This window comes from Pseudomonas sp. LJDD11, assembly GCF_024584215.1.
Classification (GTDB): Bacteria; Pseudomonadota; Gammaproteobacteria; order Pseudomonadales; family Pseudomonadaceae; genus Aquipseudomonas.
Genome location: NZ_JANJFL010000003.1, coordinates 256392 through 273352, shown reverse-complemented (window position 1 = coordinate 273352; position 16961 = coordinate 256392). Strand labels below are relative to the sequence as shown.

Here is a 16961-nt window from a genome sequence, read left to right as displayed (position 1 = left end):
GTCAGACCGGCGAGTTGGTGTTGTGTGCTGCGCGGATAGCGTTAGCCTTATCGATGATTTGCTGCTGCTCAGCCGCGGCACGACGCTGCACCTCGGCATAAAACGCTTCGCGCTCGGCATGAGAGGTGTATTTGTAAAACTGTGCCAGTCGGGCAAGTGGTTTTTCAGTCGGCTTCTGCATCATCGCCGTGCTCTGACGGTGAGGACCTTCATAAGGTGCTTCTCACTGTAGGGCTCAGGGATAAGCAGGTCAATCAAGCCGCCAATGCGCGATCCAACAGGTTTTGAGTGTTGGCAGTGGATTGTCTTGCAAAAGCTGGCTGTTGCTGGATGGGATGAGATCCGAGGATACGCAATGATTGCAGCGCACCTTTGATGGTGCGCTGGCAGATAAGGCGTCTTGGGTGATGCGATTCAAGTTCGCCCTGTTTTACGTTGTTGCACACAGGCAGTCGTGATCAGAAATCGTAACGCAGACTCACCGTCGCGCTGCGTGGTTCGCCTCAGGTATAAGTGCTGTCGATGATGGGGGGGGTACTTTTTGTCCAGCAATGTGCTGTTTGATGGCGCGTAAACGTGGCACTAAAAGTGGCGTTTGATCATTGCCAAACGCCACTTTTAAAGTAACCGAGTCGTCAGTTACTTGAACTTCAGGCTGGCATGGTCCAAGGCTGAAGTGCGTGGCCATCGCGGCTTAGTTCTTCACGAGCCTGTTGCAAGGCATTGGCCAGTTGCACGGGATCGGAGTAGGTGCCGCGTGGAAGTTGTTGGCGTCCGATACGTGCGCTGAAGCGGTCGAGCACGGTCAGGCTGATTTCGCCGCTGCCATCTTGCGGGCCCCAGGCCACGCATTTGAAGGGATGGAAGGCTTTGCCAGCAATCAACAGTGCATCATTAAAGCGCAGTGGGGCGTTCATGGTCTATTCCTCAAAAGAGCCCAATCAGTCCAATGCAGTCTCGTCGGTGGGCTCACCAATCGGCTGCTTATTGATGTTGATGTCTGTCGAACATCACAAGTCACACATCTCGCGATTTATTTTCAGATTTTTTACGTGAGTAGCGTCATGTAGTAATCCTACGCAATTTTATCGCTTGTGCTGGCGCAACTAAGACTGTGGCTATCGCGCAAGGTTCCCCGCCGCACAAGTGTATAAGCGCACAAACAGTCGCTGGTTATGAGGCTTAGATCCAAACGGTACAAGGCACTGTCAAATTTTTGCTAATGTAACAATCCAAAGCTTCAACATCCTGTTTACAAAGCGAATTTTGATAAATCTCAGCGACGCCGTGCGCCAAGGAATACACCCCATGAATGAACCGGCCCCTACGCGACGTCTGTTGATCGTAGATCCCTGTGACGATTGTCATCAGCTGATTCCAGTGCTGCACGCGGCGGGCTGGGCGGTTGACAGCAGTTCACTGGAGTCTGCGCTGAACCTGGGTTGTGATGTCGGCCTGATCCGCCTGATGCCATATCACTTTGAACATCCTGAAGCCGTGCGGGAGCTGATTACCCGCAGCAATACCGAATGGATCGCGGTGCTGACCGCCGAAGATCTGCGCCGCGAGAAGGTCGGTGATTTCGTCTGCGAATGGTTTTTCGACTTCCACACCTTGCCGTTCGACATTACCCGGATGCAGGTTACCTTGGGGCGGGCATACGGGATGGCCCGCTTGCGTGCGCAGGGCGCGGCGCAGGTTCAGGTTTCTGACCAGGAAATGCTTGGCGAAAGCCGGCCGATTCGCGAGTTGCGGCGGCTGCTCGGCAAGCTGGCACCGACCGACTCTCCGGTGCTGGTGCGCGGTGAGCGCGGGACCGGCAAGGAGCTGGTGGCGCGAACCCTGCACAACCAGTCACAACGCCGTAACCAGCCGTTTGTGGCCGTGCATTGCGGGGCGATTGCCGAGCATCTGGTGCATGCCGAACTGTTCGGCCACGAGAAGGGCGCCTTCAACGGCGCTCAAGAGCGCAAGATCGGCAAGATCGAGTCGGCCAATGGCGGCACGCTGTTTCTGGATGAAATTGGCGACCTGCCGCTTGAGGCGCAGGGGCAGTTGCTGCGTTTTCTTCAGGACCGGCAGATCGAGCGGATAGGTGCCAGCGAACCGGTCGCGGTGGATGTCCGAGTGATTGCCGCTACCCATGTCGACCTGGAAGCCGCGATTCGCAAGAAGCGCTTTCGCGAAGATCTCTACTACCGGCTCAATGTGCTGCAGGTCGGCACCGCGCCGTTGCGCGAGCGGCATGGCGATCTGGCGATGCTGGCCAACTACTTTGCGCACTTCTACAGCCAGGAAACCGGGCGTCGGGCGCGTAACTTCAGTCAGGACGCATTGATCGCAATGGGTAAGCATGACTGGCCGGGCAATGTTCGTGAGCTGGCCAACCGGGTGCGACGGGGTCTGGTGCTGGCCGAAGGGCGGCAGGTAGAGGCCAGCGACCTGGGGCTGCTGGGCGAGGAAGAGATCTCCAGCACCATGGGCACCCTTGATGATTACAAGTCACGGGCCGAGCGTCAGGCGCTGTGCGATGTGCTGACCCGCCACAGTGACAATCTCAGCGTGGCGGCCAAGGTGTTGGGCATTTCGCGACCGACCTTCTACCGGTTGCTGCACAAGCACCAGATTCGCTGATCAGCGTCCCAGCAGTTCGCTGACGGCCTGCATGACCCGCTCATGGCGCAGTTGCCAGTCACCTTCAATCACTTGATAACGCTGGTCGTTGGCGTGCAGCCACTGGCGGCTGGCCTCGAAGAATGCCAGGCGCTCGTTCAGGTCGGGCTGGCAGCGCTGACCATCGTCACACCAGGGCACATCCTTGGGGCTGAGCAGCAGGTGCAGATCGTACTGGCGGGCCAGCAACTGAGCTTCCAGCCAGGCCGGGCAGTCATTGAAGATCGTGCGGCTCCAGAGCATGTTGCTCAGCAGGTGGGTGTCGAGAATCAACAGCGCCGGGGCACTGGCGCGGGCGGCATCCTCCCAGGCCAGCTGGCCTTGCGCGATGGGCGTGATGTCGGCATAAACCGTGTCACGGCCTTCGCGGTCGATGAAGTGGCGCACGTACTCGCCCACCTGTACACCGCCGAAACGCGCGTGAATTTCACCGGCCAGCCAGCTTTTGCCGCTGGACTCGGGGCCTGCCAATACCAGAACCTTCATCGCGCCGGCACCATCGCAATGCGCCACTCACGCCAGCCCTGGATGGCCAGCAAGGTAAACAGTGCGTACAGCGCTGCGGTCAGGTACAGCGCTTTATAAAGGAACAAACCAACGAAAATGACATCAAGGACGATCCACAATGGCCAGCATTGCAGGCGCTTCTGGGCCATCCACACTTGTGCCACCAGGCTGAAGCCGGTGAGCGCAGCGTCCAGCCACGGCTGGGCAGCGTCGGTAAAGTGGGCCATGCCGGCGCCGAGTGCGGCGCTGATCAACGCCCCGATTGCCAAGCCCGTCCACACGGCGCCATTACCCAGCGCAGTGACTGCACGCACCGGCAGCCCCTCGCCATGCCGGGTCCATTGCCAGAACCCATACACCTGAAGTACGGCGTACACCAGTTGCAAAAGCATGTCCGAGTACAGCTTCACATCGAAAAAGATCCAGCTGTAGATAAGCACCATCACCAGGCCGATCGGCCAGCACAGCGGGTTTTGCCGCACGGTCAGCCAGACCGCAAGCGCGCCCAGTGCGGCAGCGAACAGTTCAATCCCGGACATGCAGGCTCCTTGCAGAAGGCGGGTAAATGGAAACGGGCGGCGATTGTAAGCCGTTGTCAGACTTTGAGGGAGCCTGCCGCACCCAAATGTGTGGTAACAGTCGTACAGCCAGCCGACAGGCGAACTGATTCAGCCTCTGCTAGGATTTGCCCGCTTTGCGCGCCGCCGGCCATGGCAGTCCGGCGCTCGCCTATTGCTTACCAACCACAAGACTGACCGGCGTGCCGACAGGCGGCGCCGCTATGGGGGAATGATGGATGTATGGGCCGCCGTCCAGGCGTTGATTCTGGGCATTGTGGAAGGTTTGACGGAATTTTTGCCGATCTCAAGTACCGGTCACCAGATCATTGTGGCTGACCTGATCGGCTTCGGTGGTGAACGGGCCATGGCGTTCAACATCATCATCCAGCTCGGTGCGATTCTGGCGGTGGTCTGGGAGTTTCGCAGCAAGATCTTCGAGGTGGTTCTCGGCCTGCCGCGTCAGCGCCAGGCGCAGCGCTTCACCGGCAACCTGCTGATTGCTTTCATGCCAGCGGTGGTGCTGGGCGTGCTGTTTGCCGACCTGATCCATCACTACCTGTTCAACCCGATTACCGTGGCCGTGGCGCTGGTGCTTGGCGGGATCGTCATGCTTTGGGCCGAACGCCGTGAGCATGTGATCAAGGTCGAGCAGGTCGATGACATGAAATGGACCGACGCACTGAAGATCGGCTGTGCCCAGTGCCTGGCGATGATTCCGGGCACCTCGCGGTCCGGCTCGACCATCATCGGCGGCCTGCTGTTTGGCCTGTCGCGCAAGGCTGCCACCGAGTTCTCGTTCTTCCTGGCCATGCCGACCATGGTCGGTGCGGCGGTGTATTCAGGCTACAAGTACCGTGACCTGTTCCAGCCGGCTGATTTTCCGGTGTTCGCCATCGGTTTCGTGGTGTCGTTCATCTTCGCCATGATCGCCGTGCGCGGTCTGTTGAAGTTCATCGCCACTCACAGCTACGCGCTGTTCGCCTGGTACCGGATCGCCTTTGGTCTGCTGATCCTGGCCACCTGGCTGTTCGGCTGGGTCGACTGGTCCACGGCGCAAGGCTGATGAGCCGCACACGCAGCCCGGCGCCTGCGCGTCAGCAACCACGCCAACAGCCCCACCAGCCAGTGCGTGCGCTACGCATCAAACTGCTGGTGGGGCTGGGGTTGTGTGCGCTGCCGGTGGTAGGCATCGCCGGCAGGTGGCCGCAAAGTGCCATGCTGGTCTGCGCGGCGCTGTACCTGCTGATGAGCCTGCTTGCCTTGCTGCTGTATCGGCACGACAAGCGTCAGGCCGGGCAGGGCGGTCAGCGCGTTGCCGAAAATACCTTGCACCTCATTGAACTGCTCGGTGGCTGGCCCGGTGCGTTGCTGGCCCAGCAGCTGTATCGACACAAGACCCGCAAACTGTCCTTCCAGATCGTATTCTGGCTGATCGTGATCGCGCACCAGATCTTCTGGGTTGACTGGGTATTGCTGGAGCGGCAGCTGTCGGCGTTTTTGCTGGTCTGAAGCCGATTGACCTGCCAGGCGTCGAAGCTGTTCGATAGTCGCACGAATAATCGCCCCGTGGATTGTCTCAGCCCGGTGCCCTCGCTAGTGTGCAGCTTTTGACTGATCTGGAGCCGCGAATGTCTGCCGTGCAACTTGCCGATGGCGAACTCAACTACCTGCTCGAAGGCCCGGCCAATGCCCCGGTGCTGGTGCTGTCCAATTCACTGGGCACTGACCTGCACATGTGGGACAACCAGATCGCGGCGTTCACCGAGCACTTTCGCGTGTTGCGCTACGACACTCGTGGGCACGGCCGTTCGCTGGTCACCGAAGGCCCGTACAGCATCGAGCAGAACGGCCGTGACGTACTGGCCTTGCTTGACGCGCTGGATATCCGCCAGGTGTATTTCTGTGGCCTGTCGATGGGCGGCCTGATCGGCCAATGGCTGGCGATCAACGCCCCGCAGCGCCTGCACCGGGTGGTGCTGTGCAACACCGCAGCGAAGATCGGCAGTGCCGAGATCTGGGATCCGCGTATCGAGACAGTGTTGCGCGACGGGCCGGCGGCCATGGTTGCGCTACGTGATGCCTCGATTGCCCGCTGGTTCACTGCGCAATTTGCCAGCCGTGAGCCGGGCAAGGTCGAACCGGTGGTCGGCATGCTGGCCCAGACCTCGCCGCAGGGTTACGCCGCCAACTGCGCGGCGGTACGCGACGCCGATTACCGTGAGCAGATCGCCTCGATCAGGTTGCCGGTGCTGGTGGTCTGTGGCACTCAGGATGCAGTGACCACCCCTGAACATGGCCGCTTCATGAGCGAGCGCATCGTCGGTGCGCAGCAGGTCGACCTGCATGCCGCGCACCTGTCCAGCGTCGAAGCCGGTGCGGCATTCAGTGAGCCGGTGCTGGCGTTCCTCACCGCGCAGTGAACGCGCGCGCCAGGCCTGCCTGTCCGGGCAGGCCGCTGGCATAATGGCCGCTTCGACCTGTTCAAGGTGCTGCGGTGTTCGATCTCAACGATCTCTACTATTTCGTCCAGGTGGTCGACTGCCAGGGCTTTGCCGCTGCCAGCCGCAAGCTGGGCATTCCCAAATCCAGGCTTAGCCGGCGCATTGCCGGGCTGGAAGAGCGCTTGGGTGTACGTCTGATCCAGCGCTCCACGCGCAAGTTCGCGGTCACCGAGAGTGGCCGCAGTTATCACGCCCATTGCCTGGCGATGCTGGTCGAAGCCGAGGCGGCCGAAGAGTCGATCATGCGCTCGCGCGCCGAGCCACAGGGGCGGGTAAACATCAGTTGCCCGCCAATGCTTGCAACCATCGGGGTCAATCAGGCGATTGCGCGCTTTATGGCCGAACATCCCAAAGTCGAGGTCCATGTCGAAAGCACTAACCGGCGCGTCGATCTGCTCGCTGAGCAGGTGGATATCGCGCTGCGCGTGCGCTTCCCGCCATTGGAGGACGACGGGCTGGTGGTCAAGACCCTCGGCCACAGCGGCCAGGCGCTGGTCGCTCATCCGGATCTGGCCGCCCTGCTGGCGGCCGATGCGGGCATTGAGGCGTTGTCCGGGTTACCCAGTGTCAGTCAGGGCGCAGCCAGCCATGAGTATTGCTGGCGGCTGCAGACCGGACCAGGCCGGTACCGCGAGGTGCGGCATAGCCCGCGGCTGGTCAGCTCGGACCTGAATATCCTGCGCGATGCGGCTTTGCAGGGGGTGGGCATCGCCCAGTTGCCGCAAGTCATGATCGAACAAGACATTGAGCAAGGGCGCTTGGTGGAGTTGTTTGCCGATCATCCACCTGCCTGCGGCGTCGTGCATGCCGTATTCGCTTCCCGACGCGGCTTGCTGCCAGCCGTTCGGGGGCTGCTGGATGCCTTTGCCCAAGTGTTTGCCGATATCCAGGTTGATTGTTCCGGCAGTAGAACGAAGCGTCGCATTTACCCCGACTAATCAATTATTGTTACTGCCGCTAGGATGCTGCCCACGTATCGCCATCAGGCGAATTTCATTTCGGAGGCATCATGACTATTCTGCACATCGATTCGAGCATCCTCGGCGAGCACTCGGCTTCTCGCCAGCTCAGCCTGCGTGTCGCCCAGGCAATTCAGGCCGCTGAGCCTGACAGCCAGCTGGTGTACCGCGATCTGGCCCGTGATGAACTGGGGCATTTCTCCGCTGCCAGCCTGGCAGCCGCCGGTACCCCTGAGCAAAGCCGTAGCGCGGCGCAGCAACAAGAGGCCGCGCACAATCAGGCCATTCTTGACGAGTTCCTCGGCGCCGACGTGCTGGTGGTCGGTGCGCCGATGTACAACTTCACCATTCCCAGCCAGCTCAAGGCCTGGTTCGACCGCATCATGGTGGCGGGCAAGACCTTTCGTTACAGCGAGAGCGGGCCTGAAGGTCTGTGCACCGGCAAAAAGGTGATCGTGGTTTCTACCGCCGGTGGTCTGCATGTCGGCCAACCCACCGGCGTCGGTCATGAAGAACTGCTCAAGGCGCTGTTTGGCTTCATTGGCATTACAGAGGTGAAGTTCGTCCGTGCCCATGGCCTGGCTTACGGTGATGAACCGCGCGCGCAGGCGTTGCACGCGGCGCAGCAAGACATTGAAGAGACGCTGCTGGCCTGATGTCACTGGGCGCGAAAACGCAGGGTCGCTGACGGCAACTCACCGTAGCGCTTGCGGTACTCCTGCGAGAAGCGTCCCAGATGGGCGAAGCCCCATTTCATCGCAATATCGGTCACTGATGCCTCATGGTTGGCGCACAGTTCACTGTGCACCCGCTCCATGCGCACATCGCGCAGGTACGCCATGGGGCTGGTGCCGGTGAACTCGCGAAAACCGGCGAACAGGCTGCGCACACTGACCTGCGCCTGTTCGGCCAGTTGCTCGATGCTCAACGGCTCGTGGGCATGGGCGCGGATGAACTCCTCGGTGCGCTTGACGAACCAGGGCGACACCCGGCGCCGGTCGCCCGGCGTCTCCAGGCTGCGCAGGTTGTTTGGCTGACCATAGATCAGGGCATTGAGCAGGGTCGACTCGAACTGCTTGAGCACCAGTGGCTGGTGGATCGGGTGGGCGTCACAACTGAGCGCCTCGATCAGGGTCGCGAGCAATTGCAGAAAGTAACTGCCCCCAGGCGTGTCCAGGCACATTTGCGGGGCAAACTGCAGCGGGCGATCGAGGTGGTGGCCCAGGTGCTGGCGGCAATGGCGTTCCAGGTCGCTGCGCTCCAGGCGCAAGGTCAATTGCGGTGAGTCCGCTGCCCAGCGCATCTGCACCGGGCTGTCTGGCGATATCAGCGAAGCACAGGCGGGCGATGAGGTGAAGGTCTGGCCTTCACAGTGAATCTCGGCGCTGCCACGCATCGGCATCTGCAGTAAAAAGAAGCTCTCCAGCCGACCGGGGTCGATGATGACCTGCGCGCCGTATTCCAGGCGGCTAAGCGACAGGCTACCGCGCCGCAGGTGGTGCATCGAGGCGCTGATTGCCTGTGACGCCCTGGCCGAGCGCAATTCATGGGCCTTGAACACGGTGCTGACGTTATTGCGGATGCTGTCGGCATCATTAAGCAGAAACAGCCTGTTCGCCGGGGTGAACAGCCGGGTGTCTGCAAAACGATCGCTGCCGGTCGCCAATCGGGTCTCGGAGTTCATGGGGTACCTCTCGCACGCACGGTTTGCGAGCAGAGTGTGCAACCCTGTTACCGGGCTTTTGCACTATCCGGATACTGCATGCAGCCAGCGGACAGCGGTGCACTTCTGCTGTTTCTTATGACCACTTGAAGCGGCCTTTACACCAGAATTAGCAATAGCTGCGCCAGTTTTGCCGGGGTTCGTCGATTTTCAGTTTCCTGCACGCAGCGGACAGCCCTGCGCTGGGTGGATAGTTAGCCGCAGCCGCCCGCCGCAAGAATGTTTCCAACTTCCCCATGTTGGAGACATGCACATGAAAGGTCGCTATATCGAGATCAGCGCATCAGGCGGCGAAAGGTTCAGTGGTTACCTGGCGCCTGCGGTGGGCGGTAAAGGTCCGGGTGTGGTGCTGTGCCAGGAGATTTTCGGCGTCAACCTGGCCATGCGTGAAGTGGCCGATCAGTTGGCCGAAGAGGGCTATACGGTGCTGGTGCCGGATCTGTACTGGCGGCAGGTGCCGGGCATCGAGCTGGGTTACACCGACAAAGACTTCGCCATCGCCTACTCGCTGTACCAGGGCTTTGCTGAAAACCTTGGTGTTGACGATATCGCCAGCAGCCTGGCGGCCCTGGTGCAGTTGCCGGAGTGCACGCCGGGCGCCCAAGCGGTGGTCGGTTACTGCCTGGGCGGCAAGCTGGCCTATCTGGCCGCCTGCCGCTTGCCGCAAGTGGCCTGCGCAGTGGGTTACTACGGGGTCGGCATCGAAAATGCCCTGGCTGAACTCGAAGGCTTGCAAGGCCGGCGGCTGGTGCTGCACCTGGCCGGCAATGATCAGTTTTGCCCGCCAGCGGCGCAGGCACAGATCCAGGCCGCGGCTGCCCAGACAACCGGCCTGACCTGCCACCTGTACCCCGGCGTCGACCATGCGTTTGCCCGGCCTGCCGGTCATCACTTCGACAAGGGCGCGGCGCAGATCGCCCACGAGCGTACCGTGGCGGCGCTGCGCCTGAGCATCGGCCCGGATTACGACCTGTCGGCGCTGTGGGAAGAGCACATTCGCCATGAGTTCGATACCCGCGACGTGCCCGCGACCATGGCCACCATGGTTGCTGAACCCTATGTCAACCATATTCCAACCATGACCGGCGGGGTGGGTTACGCCCAGCTCAGCCGCTTCTACCAGCACCATTTTGTGCACGGTAACCCCGCCGACATGGCCCTGACGCCGATCTCGCGCACCGTCGGCCAGACCCAGATCGTCGATGAGTTCATCATGACCTTCACCCACGACAGCGTCATCGACTGGATGCTGCCCGGCGTGCCGCCCACCGGGCGCAAGGTCGAGATCCCGATGCTGGGTGTGGTGCGGTTTCGCGGGCCGAAACTGTGCCATGAGCACATCTATTGGGACCAGGCCAGCGTGCTGGTCCAGATTGGCCTGCTGGACCCCGCCGGGTTGCCGGTGGCCGGACGCGAGACCGCCGACAAATTGCGCGACGAGCGCCTGCCGTCCAACACCCTGATGCCCAATTGGGCCGCCAGTGTGGAGGCCTGAGATGAGCGAGTTCATTCGTAACGACGCCCTCAACGGCAAGCTGGCACTGGTCAGTGGCGGCGCAACCCTGATCGGCATGGCCGTGGCCCGCGCACTGATCGACGCCGGTGCCAGAGTGGTACTGCTGGACATCGATGCCGGCGCCGGTGAGCGAGCGGCCGAGCTGTTGGGCGAGGGCGGCGCATTTGTGGCCCTGGACATCACCGATGATGCTGCGCTGGCCCGTGCCACCGCAGATATCCGTGAACGCTTTGGCACGGTGGACCTGCTGATCAATCTGGCCTGCACCTATCTGGACGACGGCTTTGCTTCGCCGCGTCAGGACTGGTTGCGCGCCCTGGACGTCAATCTGGTTTCGGCCGTGGCGCTGGCGCAGGCACTGCACCCGGACCTCAAGGCGCGCCGCGGTGCCATCGTCAACTTCAGCTCGATCTCGGCCAGTTGCGCGCAGACCGGGCGCTGGATCTACCCGGTGTCCAAGGCCGCGATGCGTCAGCTGACCCGCAGCATGGCCATGGATTTTGCCGCGGACGGTATCCGGGTCAACTCGGTGTCGCCGGGCTGGACCTGGTCGCGAGTCATCGCCGAGGTCAGTGGTGGCGAGCGCAGCAAGGCCGACCGTGTCGCGGCCGACTACCACCTGCTGGGCCGGCTCGGCGAGCCGCAGGAGGTCGCCAGTGTCGTGGCGTTCCTGTGTTCGCCTGCGGCCAGCTTCGTCACCGGTGCCGATTACGCCGTCGATGGTGGTTACTCGGTGATGGGCCCGGAACAGAACCGCCCGGCCATCGCGCGCCTGGCTATGTAGGAGCGGCTTGAGCCGCGAACAGCAGCCGCAAACAGCAACAGCGGCGCCCGTCAGCGCCGTCCCAATAAGCCGTGGAGAATAACAATGCGTCGAATCGCTATCGTCGGAGCCGGCCAGGCCGGGCTGCAACTTGCCTTGGGTCTGTTGGCCAAGGGATATCAGGTAACCCTGGCCACCAATCGCACGGCTGAGCAAATCCAGGCCGGCAAAGTGATGTCCAGCCAGTGCATGTTCAACACCGCGCTGCAGACCGAGCGCGACCTGGGTATCAACTTTTGGGAAGAGCAATGCCCTGCGGTAGAAGGCATTGGCCTCAACGTGCTCAACCCCGAGGTGCCGGGCCAGTCGTTGTTCAGCTGGAGTGCGCGGCTGGAGCGCTACGCGCAATCGGTGGACCAGCGTCTGAAGATGCCGGTGTGGATGGACACGTTCGTCAAGCGTGGCGGCGAGTTGCTGATCGAAGACGTCGGCATCACTGAGCTGGAGCGCCTGTCGGCCAGCCACGACCTGGTACTGCTGGCGGCGGGCAAGGGTGAGGTGGTCAACCTGTTCGCCAAGGACCCGCAGCGCACCGCATTCAGCACCCCGCAGCGGGCGCTGGCACTGACCTACGTGCAAGGCATGACCCCGGTGTCGCCGTACTCGCGGGTGGCGTTCAACCTTATTCCGGGGGTAGGTGAATACTTTGTGTTCCCGGCCCTGACCGTCAATGGCCCCTGCGAAATCATGGTGTTCGAAGGCATCCCCGGCGGCCCGCTGGATTGCTGGCAGGGCATCAACGACCCCGACCAGCATCTGCAAAAGAGCCTGGAACTGGTGCGCCGTTACCTGCCCTGGGAAGCCGAACGCTGCGCCAACTTACGCCTGACCGACGACAACGGCTTTCTCGCCGGACGCTTCACGCCGATGGTGCGCCGCCCGGTGCTGACCTTGCCGTCCGGTCGCCAGGTGTTCGGCATGGCCGATGCGCTGGTGGTCAACGACCCGATTACCGGCCAGGGCGCCAACAACGCCGCCAAGTGCAGCAAGGTCTATCTGGACGCAATTCTTGCCCAGGGTAGCCAGCCGTTCAGCGGCCAGTGGATGGAACAGACCTTCGAGCAGTACTGGAGCTACGCCCGCCACGTCGTGGAGTGGACCAACAGCATGCTGCAACCGCCGGCGCCGCACCTGCTGCAACTGCTCGGCGCTGCCAGCGCGGTGCAGCCGCTGGCCAGCGCCATCACCAACGGCTTTGACGACCCACGCCGGTTCGCGCCCTGGTGGTTCGACGCCAGCCAGTGCCAGCACTTTATCCAGAGCATGAGCCAGCAGGCCGCTTGATCAATACAACGATAACAACGAGGAGCACCGACCATGAATGCAGCCGCCACCACCCCTGCTGAACTCACTGAAGTGCAGGGCCGCGATGTGCGCGAATTGCGCAACCTGCTGGGCCAGTTCGCCACCGGCGTGACCGTGATCACCACCCGCACCGCCGACGGGCGCAACGTCGGCATGACCGCCAATTCGTTTTCCTCGGTGTCGCTGGACCCGCCGCTGGTGCTCTGGAGCCTGGCGCGTTCGGCCTTGAGCATGAATGACTTTCTGGGCGCCAGCCACTTCGCCATCAACATCCTCGGTGCCGACCAGCACGAGATATCCGGCCAGTTCGCCAGGCCCGCCACTGATAAGTTCGCCGGCGTGCCCTACGCCCTGGGCAAGGCCGACATGCCGGTACTCGACGACGTGGTCGCGGTGCTGGTGTGCCGTAACGTCACCCAATATGAAGGCGGCGATCATCTGATTTTCATTGGTGAAATCGAGCAATACCGATACAGCGGCGCAGAACCGCTGGTCTTTCACGCTGGCAGGTATCGGGTCGCCTCAGTGCATCCGGCGCTGGGTCAGTGAAGCACTGCCTCCATTTTCAGCTGTAACGGGGACGCCAATGATGAGCAGAACAACCCTTTCGACCTGTGTAATGGCTGTCGGCCTGGCCAGCGCTCCGCTGGCCGGTGCCTACGACTTGCCGGCCCTCAACCTGGGCCTGACCAGCTTCATGGACGGCGGCCTGCCGGCCGGCGGTGGCTGGTACTTGCAGCAGTACTTCCAGAACTATTCGGCCAACCACCTGCGCGACCAGAACGGCAAGGACCTGGGCCTGCCCAAGCATGCCGTGGACTACCAACTGTGGCTGAGCCAACTGAGTTACCTGTCTGATCTGCGCCTGGGCAACGGCAATCTGGGCCTGAACCTGGTGCTGCCAGTGATTACCCGGATGAAGGTCGACGACGGCCTGGACAATCTGGCGCTCAAGGGCCAGAGCGGGGTAGGTGACCTGCTGGTCGGGCCGTTCATTCAGTTCGATCCGATCATGGGCGACAACGGTCCGCGCTTCGTGCACCGCATCGAACTGCAGGTCAACCTGCCCACCGGCGAGTATGACCGCGACCGCGACATCAACCCCGGCAACAACGCCTGGTCGTTCAACCCCTACTGGGCCGCCACTTACTGGTTCACCCCAAAGTGGACCGCCTCGTTGCGGGCGCACTACCTGTACAACGGCAAGAACAGCGACCCGGTGCGTTCGCTGGGGGATATCGACGATGTCCAGGCCGGCCAGGCGCTGCACGCCAACTTCACTACCGAGTATGCGGTCACCGAGCACCTGCGCCTGGGCATCAACGGCTATTGGCTCAAGCAGATCAGCGACAGTCGTTTCGACGGCCACGACGTCTCCGGTCGGCGGGAGAAAGTCTGGGCCATCGGGCCGGGTGTGATGTACAGCTTTTCGCCCCATGACCATTTGTTCGCCAACGCCTATTTCGAGCAGGACGTGGAAAACCGCCCCGAGGGCAGCCGTCTGCAAGTGCGTTACGTGCACCACTTCTGACCGATCAGTCGTTATACCGCTCCCTTGGTTTGCCCGCCTTCGTGGCGGGCTTTTTTGTTCAGGCGAAGTACTGTGAGGAGCACCGTGATGAATACCGAACCCGCAGCAACGGCGCTGATCTGCCGCGTTGATCTTGCCGGCAATATCGTCCAGTGCAGCGATGACAGCGCAGCGAGTCGGACCAGTCGGTGGTGGCCCTGACCGAGATGGCCGCGACTATTCAGGAGGTGTCACGCAACCTGCATGACAGTGCCGCCGCGACTTCTGCGGCGGCAACGCTCTCTGCCCAGGGCCAGCAATTGTCCGCTCAGAGCCTGCAGTCGATGCAACACTTGGTCACCTCAGTGGCGGATATCCGCGCGGCCGCCGGGCAGATGGCCGCGGCCACCGAGGCCATTGGGGCGATGACCGGGACCATCAGTTCGATCGCCGCGCAGACTAACCTGCTGGCGCTCAATGCTACCATTGAGGCGGCAAGGGCCGGTGACGCCGGGCGCGGTTTCAGTGTGGTCGCCGATGAGGTCCGGCAACTGGCCAGTCGCACCCAGCGGGCCACTGAAGATATCCAGCCGCTGCTGCACAGCTTTCGGCAGAGCACCGAACTCAGCGTCCGTCTGGCCCATGAGGGGCAACGGCTGGCCGCGCAGAGCACCGCTGCGGTGGGTTCGGTGAACGACAGCTTCAGCGGTGTCAACCACGCGCTGGAGCAGATCGCGGCGATGAGCGCGCAGATCGCCAGTGCCATGGAGCAGCAGGGCCTGGTGGCCGATGCTCTCAACCAATAGGTGATGAGCGTGGCCGAACTGTCACGCCACAGCGCCGCCAAGGCCGTCGACGGTCAGCGGATCAGCCAACAGATCGGCCAACAGCTGCTGGCCCTGCGCAGTCTGGCCGAGCGCTTCGATTGCTGACCGGCTACTGAGCCAAGCAGCAGGCGCGAGGGCCGGATTGGTGTCGTTGCGCCTGCCTAGCGAAACTTGCCCGGCGTCAGGCCGACAACCTTGCGAAAGGCCCGATTCATGTGGCTCTGGTCGCAGAAGCCGCAGGCCGCTGAGGCCTGCGCCAGACTCAGGCCGGCCCGTAGCAGCGTCTGGACCCGGCCCACGCGCTTCTGGATCTGGTAACTGTGCGGCGATACGCCGGTGTGTTTTTTGAATACCCGAATCAGGTAGAGCGGATCAAGCCCGACCAGCGCAGCCAGATCCGCCAGGCTGATGTCCTGGGCAAAGTCGGCGTCAAGCTTGTGCCGGACCTGGCTGACCGCCCAAGGCTCGGCAGCGTTGGCGGCTGCTCGAACAGGCTGGACGCCGTTGCGTTCGAACAACTGGCTGAGCAGGTCGAGCAGGGCTGTTTCGCGCTCAAGCGGGTTGTCTGACTGCTCCAGCAGGCGGTGCTGCTGGACGAAATGCCGGGCCAGTGCGGGCGCGTGTTGCATGGCGCTGGTGAACAGGTGAATGGCTTGACCGGATCCGGCGTCATTCAACAGGTGCCGACTGACCCAGGCGGGGTCCAGATACAGCATCCGGTAGGCCCAGCCGCTATCGTGGCCCGGCAGCCCATCATGAATTTCGCCGGGGCTCAGGGTTACCACGCTACCGGGCCCGCCCAGTGCATAAGCGCCCCGGTAAAACAGCTTTTCCGCACCGCTGCTGATCACCCCGAATGCGTAATAGTCGTGTGAGTGCCGGCCAAAGGCCTGGCGGCTGAAACGGGCCGACAGCAATTCGCAGCCACCCTCGGGGAGGCGTTGGAAATGCATGAAATCCTTCGCGGCGCTCGGTTGCGCCTGAGCGCAGAGGTCATCCATCAACAGTCCAGTTTTGTCCAATACGCCTCAAGGCCAGCGCGATACGCTGGCCCGGCATTGATACGGACTTTTCGGCTTTTGATCAACATGAGGTTTCACATGTCCAGCACCCGCAACCGGGCCATTATCGAACTTACCCTTGGCGGGCTGATGCTCAGCCTTTCGGCCCTGGCCGTCGCATTTGCCAATATCGGCGCCGGCGGGGCGGGCTTCTACCGCATGCTGATTGCCTCGGTACTGTTTTACATCCTGCTCAAATGGCGGCGCATGCCGGCCCGCCTGGCCAACCCCAGAGCGCGTCTGTATACCGCGCTGGCCGGGATATTTCTGGCCATCGACCTGGCCCTGTGGCACGAAAGTATCTACATCGTCGGCCCAGGCATTGGCTCGATCCTGACCAACTGTCAGGTATTTTTCATGACCCTGTTGGGGTTCTTGCTGTTGCGTGAAAAACCGTCGGGGTTGTTTGTGCTGTCGATGCTGCTGGCCTTCACTGGACTGTACCTGTTGTTGCTGCCGGAAATGGCCAGCGCTGCCGGTGTCAAAGGCGTGGTGTACGGCGTGCTCTCGGGCCTTGCCTATGCCGTATGCGTGTATTTCCTGAAAATCAGCCGGGAGCTGGCCGACGGCGGCGGTGATTCAATCGCGCAGGTGCTCAATCTCAGTCTCTGGGCGGCCCTGGTGCTGTTGGCCTATGCGCTGGTCAACGGTGAAAGCCTGGCAATCGTCGATACCCAGACTCTGGTGATGCTGATCATCTATGGCGTGCTGGTGCAGTTCATCGGTTGGCTGCTGGTCAACCGCTCGATCGGTGCGCTGAGCCTGGGGCTGGCCGGGTTGATCCTGCTGCTGGAACCGGTGATCACCTACTTCATCGACATTACCCTGCTGGGCAAGGCAAGCACGCTGTTGCAGATCAGCGGCGCGCTGCTGACGGTGCTGGCGGTGTACATCGGCTCACTCAAGGCCCCGCAAACCAAACCAGCAGTGCCGGGCGATAACCACCGTGTTGCACCTTCAGGACCTGCGTTGTGACCGCATCGCGCTGAGCGGACG

At 62.0% G+C, this 16961-nt stretch carries 18 protein-coding genes and 1 pseudogene; 13 read left to right on the top strand and 6 right to left on the bottom strand.

Going from position 1 to position 16961, the window contains the following annotated elements:
- Position 1: 1 nt before the first annotated feature.
- Together NRB16_RS06145 and NRB16_RS06140 are read right to left on the bottom strand one after the other, a co-directional pair.
- Positions 2 to 184: a hypothetical protein gene (locus NRB16_RS06145; protein WP_045490969.1), complete on the bottom strand. Its 183-nt coding sequence runs from the start codon at positions 182 to 184 to the stop codon at positions 2 to 4.
- A gap of 466 nt (positions 185 to 650) precedes the next feature.
- The gene (locus tag NRB16_RS06140) at positions 651 to 917 is read right to left on the bottom strand and encodes a hypothetical protein (RefSeq protein ID WP_045490971.1); all 267 of its coding nucleotides are present in this window, start codon (positions 915 to 917) and stop codon (positions 651 to 653) included.
- Positions 918 to 1308: 391 nt separating this feature from the next.
- Between NRB16_RS06140 and NRB16_RS06135 the strand changes: the two genes are divergently transcribed.
- Positions 1309 to 2634 (top strand): sigma-54 dependent transcriptional regulator, encoded by a 1326-nt coding sequence (locus NRB16_RS06135; RefSeq protein ID WP_045490973.1) that lies wholly within the window; start codon positions 1309 to 1311, stop codon positions 2632 to 2634.
- Here the strand turns inward: NRB16_RS06135 and NRB16_RS06130 are convergent, their stop codons facing one another.
- Positions 2635 to 3159, bottom strand: a complete 525-nt coding sequence (locus NRB16_RS06130) for an AAA family ATPase (protein ID WP_045490975.1) — start codon at positions 3157 to 3159, stop codon at positions 2635 to 2637.
- Positions 3156 to 3719 (bottom strand): nicotinamide riboside transporter PnuC, encoded by a 564-nt coding sequence (gene pnuC / locus NRB16_RS06125; protein ID WP_257105710.1) that lies wholly within the window; start codon positions 3717 to 3719, stop codon positions 3156 to 3158. The genes NRB16_RS06130 and pnuC overlap by 4 nt, the downstream gene beginning before the upstream one ends.
- 253 nt (positions 3720 to 3972) lie before the next feature.
- Between pnuC and NRB16_RS06120 the strand changes: the two genes are divergently transcribed.
- The 5 genes from NRB16_RS06120 to NRB16_RS06100 all read left to right on the top strand — a co-directional run bounded on the left by NRB16_RS06120 (position 3973) and on the right by NRB16_RS06100 (position 7856).
- Positions 3973 to 4803 carry an undecaprenyl-diphosphate phosphatase gene (locus tag NRB16_RS06120; protein ID WP_045490981.1) on the top strand — a complete coding sequence of 277 codons (831 nt, stop codon included), beginning with the start codon at positions 3973 to 3975 and terminating at the stop codon, positions 4801 to 4803.
- Positions 4803 to 5249 (top strand): DUF1294 domain-containing protein, encoded by a 447-nt coding sequence (locus tag NRB16_RS06115; RefSeq protein WP_257105709.1) that lies wholly within the window; start codon positions 4803 to 4805, stop codon positions 5247 to 5249. Before NRB16_RS06120 ends, NRB16_RS06115 begins: the two co-directional genes overlap by 1 nt.
- A gap of 119 nt (positions 5250 to 5368) precedes the next feature.
- Positions 5369 to 6160, top strand: a complete 792-nt coding sequence (pcaD, locus tag NRB16_RS06110) for a 3-oxoadipate enol-lactonase (RefSeq protein ID WP_253112486.1) — start codon at positions 5369 to 5371, stop codon at positions 6158 to 6160.
- A 74-nt stretch (positions 6161 to 6234) separates the two neighbouring features.
- Complete coding sequence (locus tag NRB16_RS06105; RefSeq protein ID WP_045490990.1) at positions 6235 to 7179, top strand: LysR substrate-binding domain-containing protein; 945 nt, start codon at positions 6235 to 6237, stop codon at positions 7177 to 7179.
- A gap of 71 nt (positions 7180 to 7250) precedes the next feature.
- Positions 7251 to 7856: an FMN-dependent NADH-azoreductase gene (locus NRB16_RS06100; RefSeq protein ID WP_045490993.1), complete on the top strand. Its 606-nt coding sequence runs from the start codon at positions 7251 to 7253 to the stop codon at positions 7854 to 7856.
- A gap of 2 nt (positions 7857 to 7858) precedes the next feature.
- On the opposite strand, the gene NRB16_RS06095 is transcribed toward NRB16_RS06100, so the two are convergent.
- A complete protein-coding gene (locus NRB16_RS06095; protein WP_257105708.1) occupies positions 7859 to 8884 on the bottom strand; it encodes an AraC family transcriptional regulator in 1026 nt (341 codons plus the stop codon).
- A 292-nt stretch (positions 8885 to 9176) separates the two neighbouring features.
- On the opposite strand from NRB16_RS06095, the gene NRB16_RS06090 reads away from it, so the two are divergent.
- The 6 genes and pseudogenes from NRB16_RS06090 to NRB16_RS29580 all read left to right on the top strand — a co-directional run.
- Positions 9177 to 10418 (top strand): dienelactone hydrolase family protein, encoded by a 1242-nt coding sequence (locus tag NRB16_RS06090; RefSeq protein WP_045490999.1) that lies wholly within the window; start codon positions 9177 to 9179, stop codon positions 10416 to 10418.
- A 1-nt stretch (position 10419) separates the two neighbouring features.
- Entirely contained in the window at positions 10420 to 11223 is an 804-nt protein-coding gene (locus tag NRB16_RS06085) for an SDR family oxidoreductase (RefSeq protein WP_257105707.1), read from the top strand.
- A gap of 84 nt (positions 11224 to 11307) precedes the next feature.
- Positions 11308 to 12546 carry a styrene monooxygenase/indole monooxygenase family protein gene (locus NRB16_RS06080; RefSeq protein WP_253140860.1) on the top strand — a complete coding sequence of 413 codons (1239 nt, stop codon included), beginning with the start codon at positions 11308 to 11310 and terminating at the stop codon, positions 12544 to 12546.
- Positions 12547 to 12579: 33 nt separating this feature from the next.
- The gene (locus NRB16_RS06075) at positions 12580 to 13116 is read left to right on the top strand and encodes a flavin reductase family protein (RefSeq protein WP_257105706.1); all 537 of its coding nucleotides are present in this window, start codon (positions 12580 to 12582) and stop codon (positions 13114 to 13116) included.
- Positions 13117 to 13156: 40 nt separating this feature from the next.
- Positions 13157 to 14098: a transporter gene (locus NRB16_RS06070; RefSeq protein ID WP_257105705.1), complete on the top strand. Its 942-nt coding sequence runs from the start codon at positions 13157 to 13159 to the stop codon at positions 14096 to 14098.
- A gap of 416 nt (positions 14099 to 14514) precedes the next feature.
- Positions 14515 to 14883: pseudogene (locus NRB16_RS29580) on the top strand (methyl-accepting chemotaxis protein); the annotation flags it as partial.
- 182 nt (positions 14884 to 15065) lie between these two features.
- On the opposite strand, the gene NRB16_RS06060 reads toward NRB16_RS29580, so the two are convergent.
- Positions 15066 to 15905, bottom strand: coding sequence for an AraC family transcriptional regulator (locus NRB16_RS06060; protein WP_045491011.1), 840 nt, complete (start codon positions 15903 to 15905; stop codon positions 15066 to 15068).
- Positions 15906 to 16004: 99 nt separating this feature from the next.
- On the opposite strand from NRB16_RS06060, the gene NRB16_RS06055 reads away from it, so the two are divergent.
- Positions 16005 to 16940 (top strand): DMT family transporter, encoded by a 936-nt coding sequence (locus NRB16_RS06055; protein WP_257105703.1) that lies wholly within the window; start codon positions 16005 to 16007, stop codon positions 16938 to 16940.
- Positions 16941 to 16961 lie beyond the last annotated feature (21 nt).

Bases quoted from the DNA above. Each gene is read 5' to 3' on its own strand.
- NRB16_RS06095 (WP_257105708.1), bottom strand. From the start codon at position 8,884: ATGAACTCCGAGACCCGATTGGCGACCGGCAGCGATCGTTTTGCAGAC.
- pnuC (WP_257105710.1), bottom strand. From the start codon at position 3,719: ATGTCCGGGATTGAACTGTTCGCTGCCGCACTGGGCGCGCTTGCGGTC.
- NRB16_RS06055 (WP_257105703.1), top strand. From the start codon at position 16,005: ATGTCCAGCACCCGCAACCGGGCCATTATCGAACTTACCCTTGGCGGG.
- NRB16_RS06070 (WP_257105705.1), top strand. From the start codon at position 13,157: ATGAGCAGAACAACCCTTTCGACCTGTGTAATGGCTGTCGGCCTGGCC.
- NRB16_RS06135 (WP_045490973.1), top strand. From the start codon at position 1,309: ATGAATGAACCGGCCCCTACGCGACGTCTGTTGATCGTAGATCCCTGT.
- NRB16_RS06130 (WP_045490975.1), bottom strand. From the start codon at position 3,159: ATGAAGGTTCTGGTATTGGCAGGCCCCGAGTCCAGCGGCAAAAGCTGG.
- NRB16_RS06115 (WP_257105709.1), top strand. From the start codon at position 4,803: ATGAGCCGCACACGCAGCCCGGCGCCTGCGCGTCAGCAACCACGCCAA.
- NRB16_RS06100 (WP_045490993.1), top strand. From the start codon at position 7,251: ATGACTATTCTGCACATCGATTCGAGCATCCTCGGCGAGCACTCGGCT.
- NRB16_RS06075 (WP_257105706.1), top strand. From the start codon at position 12,580: ATGAATGCAGCCGCCACCACCCCTGCTGAACTCACTGAAGTGCAGGGC.
- NRB16_RS06090 (WP_045490999.1), top strand. From the start codon at position 9,177: ATGAAAGGTCGCTATATCGAGATCAGCGCATCAGGCGGCGAAAGGTTC.
- pcaD (WP_253112486.1), top strand. From the start codon at position 5,369: ATGTCTGCCGTGCAACTTGCCGATGGCGAACTCAACTACCTGCTCGAA.
- NRB16_RS06120 (WP_045490981.1), top strand. From the start codon at position 3,973: ATGGATGTATGGGCCGCCGTCCAGGCGTTGATTCTGGGCATTGTGGAA.
- NRB16_RS06060 (WP_045491011.1), bottom strand. From the start codon at position 15,905: ATGGATGACCTCTGCGCTCAGGCGCAACCGAGCGCCGCGAAGGATTTC.
- NRB16_RS06140 (WP_045490971.1), bottom strand. From the start codon at position 917: ATGAACGCCCCACTGCGCTTTAATGATGCACTGTTGATTGCTGGCAAA.
- NRB16_RS06085 (WP_257105707.1), top strand. From the start codon at position 10,420: ATGAGCGAGTTCATTCGTAACGACGCCCTCAACGGCAAGCTGGCACTG.
- NRB16_RS06080 (WP_253140860.1), top strand. From the start codon at position 11,308: ATGCGTCGAATCGCTATCGTCGGAGCCGGCCAGGCCGGGCTGCAACTT.
- NRB16_RS06145 (WP_045490969.1), bottom strand. From the start codon at position 184: ATGATGCAGAAGCCGACTGAAAAACCACTTGCCCGACTGGCACAGTTT.